Annotated in this window: 1 protein-coding gene and 2 pseudogenes; all 3 read left to right on the plus strand. The window is 74.4% G+C overall.

Annotation, left to right across the window (positions count from 1 at the left end):
• A pseudogene (locus V7E45_RS39885) lies at nucleotides 1–153 on the plus strand (DNA polymerase III subunit gamma/tau); the annotation flags it as partial.
• A 125-nt stretch (nucleotides 154–278) separates the two neighbouring features.
• Nucleotides 279–1,529 (plus strand): phosphoribosylamine--glycine ligase, encoded by a 1,251-nt coding sequence (purD, locus tag V7E45_RS39890; RefSeq protein WP_333779188.1) that lies wholly within the window; start codon nucleotides 279–281, stop codon nucleotides 1,527–1,529.
• A gap of 262 nt (nucleotides 1,530–1,791) precedes the next feature.
• Nucleotides 1,792–2,236, plus strand: a pseudogene (locus V7E45_RS39895) (hypothetical protein); the annotation flags it as partial.

The following is a 2,236-nucleotide window of genomic DNA, read 5'->3' on the forward strand; positions in this document are numbered from 1 at the left end:
CGGTCCGCCCCGCCGGAGCCGCCCCCGGTCGCCCCCGAGGACGACATCCCCGAAGACGACGATCCCGACCTCGACGAGTCGGCCCTGTCGGGCCACGACCTGATCGTGCGGGAGCTGGGCGCGACGGTGGTGGAGGAGTTCACCAACGAGTAGGGGCGTCGCGGGCGGCGCCCATCGACGGTACGCGTCGACGGTGCGGGGCCCGAAAGCCGCGTTCGTAGGAACCCACAGGATCCCCGGCCCCCGGTCTTCGGCGACCTTGCCATTAGGCTGACCCCGTGAAGGTCCTCGTCATCGGCAGCGGCGCCCGCGAACATGCCCTGTGCCGCTCCCTGTCCCTCGATCCCGACGTCACCGCGCTGTACTGCGCCCCCGGCAACGCCGGCATCGCCGAGGTGGCCGAGCTGCACCAGGTCGACGCGCTCGACGGCAAGGCCGTGGCCGCGCTGGCCGGCGACCTCGGTGCCGACCTCGTCGTCGTAGGCCCGGAGGCCCCGCTGGTCGCCGGTGTGGCCGACGCCGTGCGCGAGGCGGGCATCCCCGTGTTCGGCCCCTCCGGGGAGGCCGCGCTGCTGGAGGGCTCCAAGGCCTTCGCCAAGGACGTGATGGCGACGGCCGGCGTGCCGACCGCGCGCTCGTACGTGTGCACGACGGAGGCGGAGGTCGCCGAGGCGCTCGACGCGTTCGGCGCCCCCTACGTCGTCAAGGACGACGGGCTGGCCGCCGGCAAGGGTGTCGTCGTCACGCACGACATCGAGGCCGCCAAGGCCCACGCGGCCGGCTGCGAGCGGGTGGTGATCGAGGAGTTCCTCGACGGGCCCGAGGTCTCCCTGTTCGCCGTCACCGACGGCGTCAGCGTCGTCCCGCTGCAGCCCGCCCAGGACTTCAAGCGCGCCCTGGACGGCGACGAGGGCCCGAACACCGGCGGCATGGGCGCGTACTCGCCGCTGCCCTGGGCCGACCCGAAGCTGGTCGAGGAAGTGCTGGAGACGGTGCTGCGGCCGACGGTGGACGAGATGCGCCGCCGTGGCGCGCCGTTCTCCGGTCTGCTCTACGCCGGGCTCGCGATCACCTCGCGCGGGGTGCGGGTCATCGAGTTCAACGCCCGCTTCGGCGACCCCGAGACCCAGGTCGTGCTGGCCCGCCTGAAGACCCCGCTGGCCGGCGTCCTGCTCGCCGCCGCGAACGGCACCCTGGCCGACCTGGCGCCCCTGCGCTGGAGCGAGGACGCGGCGGTCACCGTGGTCGTCGCCTCGCACAACTACCCCGACACCCCGCGCACCGGCGACCCGATCACCGGTCTGGACGAGGTGGCCGCCGAGGACGCCCCGCACGCCTACGTCCTGCACGCCGGGACGAAGCGGGACGGCGACGCGGTCGTCAGCGCGGGCGGGCGGGTGCTGTCCGTCACCGCGACCGGCGCGGACCTGACCCGGGCCCGCGAGCGGGCGTACCGGGCGGTGGCCCGCATCGGCCTCGACGGCTCCCAGCACCGTACGGACATCGCGGCCCGGGCGGCAGGCGCCTGACCTGCCCCTGAGTCCTCCAGGCCCCGGACGAAAATCCGGGGCCTGATCTTTGCTGCCTGTCACCCACCTCTGACCAAGGCCATTCCATCGGGTGACCAATCCCCCATACGGCTGACGGGGGCCGGGGCCCCAACTATGGTGCGGCGCAAGCGTTCCGGCACTTGGCCCACCGGCATTGCGATGTCGGTGGCGGGTGCCACAGTGGGGGAGTGAGCAACGCCAGGAGAGCACGGGATCGGCAGGGAGGGGGTGGGAACCGCTCATGACCGGAATCGGTGTGGAGCTGGGCGCGCAGGCGGCGCGCTCGCGGGCGCTGGCCGTACTGCGCGTCCGGGGCCGGGCGCTGGCCGTGGCCCTGCTGCCGGCGGCCGCCGAGGTGATCCTGCTGACCGGTGGCTCCACCGGCCATCTCGTCGGCCCGGGCTGGGACACCGCCCGCTGGGTGGTGGGCGTGGTGGCCGTGGTCGTGCTGCTGGCCGCAGCCGGCATCGCCCTGGTGGTGGCCCGTGCCCGGCCCGCCGTGACACCGACGGTCCCGGTCGCCGAGGAGTCGGCCCCGGACCTGTACCGGCTCGTGCGCGACCTCGCCGACCGGCTCGACGTCCCCGCGCCCTCGGCGATAGCGCTCACCCCCGACTGCGACAGCTGGCTGGAGGACCGCACCCCGCGCACCCGGGCCGTCCTCGCCGTCCACCAGGGCGGTGTAC

Source organism: Streptomyces sp. IBSBF 3136 (assembly GCF_036815105.1).
Classification (GTDB): Bacteria; Actinomycetota; Actinomycetes; order Streptomycetales; family Streptomycetaceae; genus Streptomyces.